Genomic DNA, 4,691 nt, shown 5'->3' on the forward strand with positions numbered 1-4,691 from the left:
CGTGTGTCTATACGGGAGACGGATATTCTCAAAGCAATGCGAGAATCCCAATCCTTGAGGGTTGGGAGTAGGTCAAAAATCAATCCAATACCGAGAAATCGGTTTCCCGGAACTGTTTGAAATCCCTTGGCTTGCCAACTTGCCACCATTTTGCTCAATGACGCGTGCAGAACCAATGTTATCGGTATCGCAAGTCAGCAACACGCGATTCAGTCCTAAATCTCTGGCTCTTTCCAGTGTCAACGCAAGTATGCGTGTCCCGTATCCTTTCCGTCGTGCCGAGGGGCGAATCACATATCCGATGTGGCCACCCTCATGTTCCAAAGATGTCGTCAACCAATGACGGAGCCGGCTTTCACCGATAATCTGAGTGTCATTTGTCATAAGCCAGAATGTAGTACTTGGGACGTAACCGGGCTTGAGTCCGCTGTTTTGATTTTCTTCATCAAGGCGGCGAATATAGGCAGGGAAACTGTTTTCGATAAGATCACGATCGTTTTGGAATCGGTTTTCACCTGCTACCCAAGATTCTTTCGCCCAAAATTCTTCTGCCATTGATAGGTATTCAGATTCAAATGCAATAGAGGGTTGGATCAGTGTTGCTCCCTTGCAGCTCATCATATTAATTCTAAAATCTACCATATTTACTTAATCTCCAAGTCCAAGCGAATATTCAACGGCATCGCTGAATGCGTCAACGCACCAACGGAGATAAGGTTTACACCTGTTGCCGCAACGGCTTCGACCTGATCTAATGTAATGCCCCCTGATGCTTCGGTGAGAACGTCCTTATCAATTTCTCCAACAGCAGCCTTCATAAAATTGACCGGCATATTGTCGAGCAATATGATGTCCGCGCCTGCCGCCTGCGCTTCTGCGACTTGGTCGAGTGTATCAACCTCAACTTCGATCTTCATTGTGTGAGGCACAACCGACCGAGCTTGTTCGATTGCCTTTGCAACTCCCCCAGCAGCGACAATGTGATTATCCTTGATCAGCACACCATCGTAAAGCCCGAAGCGGTGGTTATGGCCGCCGCCGAGGCGAACTGCGTACTTTTGCAGAACTCGCCAGCCGGCGGTGGTCTTTCGAGTATCAATGATTTTAACATCGTATTGGGCTGTAGCAGCGACAAACTGTGTGGTTAATGTAGCAGTCCCCGAAAGGCGCTGCAGAAAATTGAGCGCAATACGTTCACCGGTAAGGATAGATTTCGCGCTCCCTTCCACCGTCGCAATTGGTGTTACGCATCCGACGCAATCGCCGTCAGCGACAAGCATCTGGAAATTAAGATCCGGATCAAGCTTTTCAAAAACACGCTGTGCAATCGGCAGCCCAGCAATTACGCCTTCAGTCTCGGTGAGGATTGTGCCTACCCCTTGCTGCAATTCGGAAACTGTGGATTCGGTCGTAATATCGCCAATACCGATATCCTCTGCGAAGGCTAATTCTATGAGCGGATCGATTGAGCGGAAGTTTAACATAAGCGAAAACCTAATGCGTATTGCGTAATTTGGGCGTAAAGTTATGTTTCATGCCTGATACTGTTTTGTACCTACGATCCCTTCAAACGTACATGCCCCGACGAGGAATCGATTTTTCTTCCGGTTTGCGAATATAGCAGAGGGCATGCTTGAAAATTAAAACTTCTGACGCAGGAGCTTCTCCGGAGGTTGTAATGCTGATGAGATACGGGTTCATCCAGTTAATCTTTCCTTTGACCACACCGTCACCAAGGGTCCCAAATTCGAGAACTTCCTCCTTGCTTAACTGGGCTTCAAACTCATCGGGATCTGATGAAAGCCCCAATTCTGTATGTAACCGTTGAATCTCTTGTTTGAGTAGATTAATATCTTCTCGATTTTGATGAATCTGCTTCTCTAAAGTCTCGACAGCTGCAAAGCTGATTGCTTCTTTAGGCATTGTTGGTCAGTGCCCTCCAGCGGTTAATTGATGCTTGTTGATTGTCGGATGGAGCCGTGGCATAGATTAGACAGTGCCATACCACAATAGCTTTTGACGGAAACAGAGACAAAGCATAGCATCTCAAGAAATCCTTGTCAAGGGTTTTTAATCTATCGGAATGACCCGAATCCGTAGGCGGGGCATCTGGTCTCCGCGCCGTAACCTTGACCGGGGGATCGAGTTACAGAAGAATTAAATGACCCTAATCAACAGGCGTGAGCGGTTCTATTTGAAACCTATCGTCATATAGCGGATTTTTTCCTTGATAAGCGTCGCCGATCTTGTTACAATGAAAGACATTTCAAAGTGGCAATTCAACTTAGGAGGAAAATAACATGGGCGAAGCATTAGGATTGATTGAAACAAGAGGTTTAGTCGGTGCAATCGAAGCAGCAGATTCAATGGTCAAAGCCGCCAACGTAACACTGGTTAGCAAAGAAGAGATTGGCGGTGGTTTGGTCACCGTCATGGTTCGTGGTGATGTTGGGGCGGTTCAAGCCGCAGTGGAAGCAGGTGCTGAAGCCGCAAAGGTTGTTGGTGAATTAATCTCTGTGCACGTCATTCCGCGTCCACACGCAGAAGTTGAAAATATGTTGACTCGTGGATAACTGTCATCCCAAACCGTTCGGCTAGCTCAAGGCAGGCGCTCAGTCGATCTGTCCTACATAGATCGAGAATTCGTGCCAGAAGCCCGAATTTCGTAGCCGTATCATAGATTAAGGAGGTCCGTATGGCAGAAATCAACGAATCACAGATTGAGGAGATTGTTGCGCAGGTCATCAGGAATCTTCAGAGTGACGGGCAACGTTTGACAACAACAACACCTCAACCCGCAGCTACTAGTGCGTCCGACACGGGAATCTTTGCTACCGTAGAACAAGCGATTGCCGCTGCCAAAGCCGCACAGGTGGAATTCGTGAAGCTCGGCTTTGCCAAGCGTCGGGAAATCATTGAAGCGATTAGGCAAACCTCACTTGAGCATTCAAGATCTCTCGCAGAAATTGCCGTCGAAGACACCAAAATGGGAGTTGTCGAGCATAAGGTGATGAAGAATGATGGTGGGGCAAACCTTTCGCCCGGCGTGGAAGATTTGAGCTCGGAAGCGACAACCGGAGATACCGGATTGCTGCTTGTGGAGTATCTTCCCTTTGGTGTGATTAATTCAATCACGCCGACCACAAATCCGACATCAACTGTCATCAACCACGCAATCATTATGCTCGCAGCTGGAAATTCGATTGTGTTCAGTCCACACCCGAATGCGCAGCGATGCACGCAGGAGACGATGCAGGTCATCAACGCAGCAGTTATCAGAGCAGGAGGACCGCCCAATATGCTCACCGCCGTTTCAGACGCGACACTGCGGCGGGCGAAGGAAATTATGGACCACGCGGATATCGCGATGGTCGTTGCCACAGGCGGCGGCAGCGTTGTGAGAGCCGCGCTTACCAGCGGCAAGAAAGCGATCGCAGCGGGACCCGGCAACCCGCCAGCAATTATCGACGAAACCGCAGACTTGGCGAAAGCAGCGAAGGAGGTCATCATCGGAAACAGCTTTGACAACAACCTACTCTGCATCGGCGAAAAAGCCCTCTTTGTCGTTGACTCTGTCGCTGATGAAGTTATCCGTGAGCTGCAAAACAGCGGCGGTTACTTGACCAATCCGCGCGAGAGGCAGGCTGTCGAAAATGTTGTCATCCAAGATGGCGATCCCAACATCGACTACATCGGTAAAGATGCGAGCGTTATCCTTGACGCAGCAGACATACGGGCGACAACAGGGACGGTTTCCGTCGTCGTTGAAGTCCCCGCCGACCACACCTTTGTTGTTGATGAATACCTGATGCCGGTGCTTCCGGTGGTTCGGGTGAGCGACTTTGATGAAGCGTTGAAAGGTGCCTTGGCAGCAGATGGGGGACGTGGACATACCGCAATGCTCCACACCAACAACAGTGCACGAATCACGCAATTTACACAGGCGATGAACTGCAACGTTACCGTTGTGAACGCACCATCCTACGCTTGCGCTGGGATTGATGGTGAAGGATTCCTCGCGATGACGATTGCGGGTCCCACCGGCGAAGGGTTTACATGTCCACGCACTTTCACCCGTCAGCAACGATTAACCGTTGCAGGAGAGTTGTCCGCTCACACATTGTAAGGGTATCTATAGTGGATCTTAGAATTAATGAAACACCCCAAACCGAACCGCATTGCCCTCAAGCCCGGTAGTTGCGGTTTCACCCGCACCGCATCGGCGCAGTTGGAAACAGCGCCTACCATACACGGGGAGCGAAAATGTCTATCTGTTTTTAGAATTCACCATAAATGATGAAGTTTTGCCCCATTTTCCTCCTAATTGTGCTAGCAATATGTCAATGGGGATACGCCGACACGATCTCCCCTTCACCCGCCGCAGAAGGTGGCCCCGCATCCGCCGAAACGGAATAAATCGCCGATAGCTCATGTTAAGAAATCGTGCAACAGCACGTAGGTTGGGTTGAACGGAAAGCCATCAAGAGTTACATACAGAAGTGAGACTTTTGAGGGCTCAGACCGATTCCAATTGCCGACATACGAGTGACCCCCAACATTTCATCTAAGGAGATACAGATGGAAAAACTCGCCATCCACGGTGGACCAAAGGTAAGAACCGAACCCTTCCCAGAACGTACCCCATTCGGGGAACGTGAGGAGGAACTGCTGCTTCAGGCGGTGCGCAGTCA

General features: G+C 49.6%; 5 protein-coding genes. 2 read left to right on the plus strand and 3 right to left on the minus strand.

Translation table 11 applies throughout. The features are described 5' to 3' along the window. Nucleotides 1-72 precede the first annotated feature (72 nt). From J4G02_20945 to J4G02_20955, 3 genes are all read right to left on the minus strand, one after another. Nucleotides 73-642, minus strand: a complete 570-nt coding sequence (locus J4G02_20945; GenBank protein MCE2396991.1) for a GNAT family N-acetyltransferase — start codon at nt 640-642, stop codon at nt 73-75. Between the two features lie 2 nt (nt 643-644). Continuing rightward, nucleotides 645-1,484, minus strand: coding sequence for a carboxylating nicotinate-nucleotide diphosphorylase (nadC, locus tag J4G02_20950; protein ID MCE2396992.1), 840 nt, complete (start codon nt 1,482-1,484; stop codon nt 645-647). Between the two features lie 82 nt (nt 1,485-1,566). Next, entirely contained in the window at nt 1,567-1,923 is a 357-nt protein-coding gene (locus J4G02_20955) for a hypothetical protein (protein ID MCE2396993.1), read from the minus strand. 377 nt (nt 1,924-2,300) lie between these two features. Here J4G02_20955 and J4G02_20960 point away from each other — a divergent pair, with 377 nt between their 5' ends. Beyond that, nucleotides 2,301-2,573: a BMC domain-containing protein gene (locus J4G02_20960; protein ID MCE2396994.1), complete on the plus strand. Its 273-nt coding sequence runs from the start codon at nt 2,301-2,303 to the stop codon at nt 2,571-2,573. A gap of 122 nt (nt 2,574-2,695) precedes the next feature. Next, a complete protein-coding gene (locus J4G02_20965) occupies nt 2,696-4,126 on the plus strand; it encodes an aldehyde dehydrogenase (protein ID MCE2396995.1) in 1,431 nt (476 codons plus the stop codon). Nucleotides 4,127-4,691 lie beyond the last annotated feature (565 nt).

This window comes from Candidatus Poribacteria bacterium, assembly GCA_021295755.1.
In the GTDB taxonomy this organism is placed as follows: Bacteria; Poribacteria; WGA-4E; order WGA-4E; family PCPOR2b; genus PCPOR2b.

Excerpts from the sequence above, each read along its gene's own strand:
- J4G02_20945 (MCE2396991.1), bottom strand. The coding sequence starts at position 642 with ATGGTAGATTTTAGAATTAATATGATGAGCTGCAAGGGAGCAACACTG.
- nadC (MCE2396992.1), bottom strand. The coding sequence starts at position 1,484 with ATGTTAAACTTCCGCTCAATCGATCCGCTCATAGAATTAGCCTTCGCA.
- J4G02_20955 (MCE2396993.1), bottom strand. The coding sequence starts at position 1,923 with ATGCCTAAAGAAGCAATCAGCTTTGCAGCTGTCGAGACTTTAGAGAAG.
- J4G02_20960 (MCE2396994.1), top strand. The coding sequence starts at position 2,301 with ATGGGCGAAGCATTAGGATTGATTGAAACAAGAGGTTTAGTCGGTGCA.
- J4G02_20965 (MCE2396995.1), top strand. The coding sequence starts at position 2,696 with ATGGCAGAAATCAACGAATCACAGATTGAGGAGATTGTTGCGCAGGTC.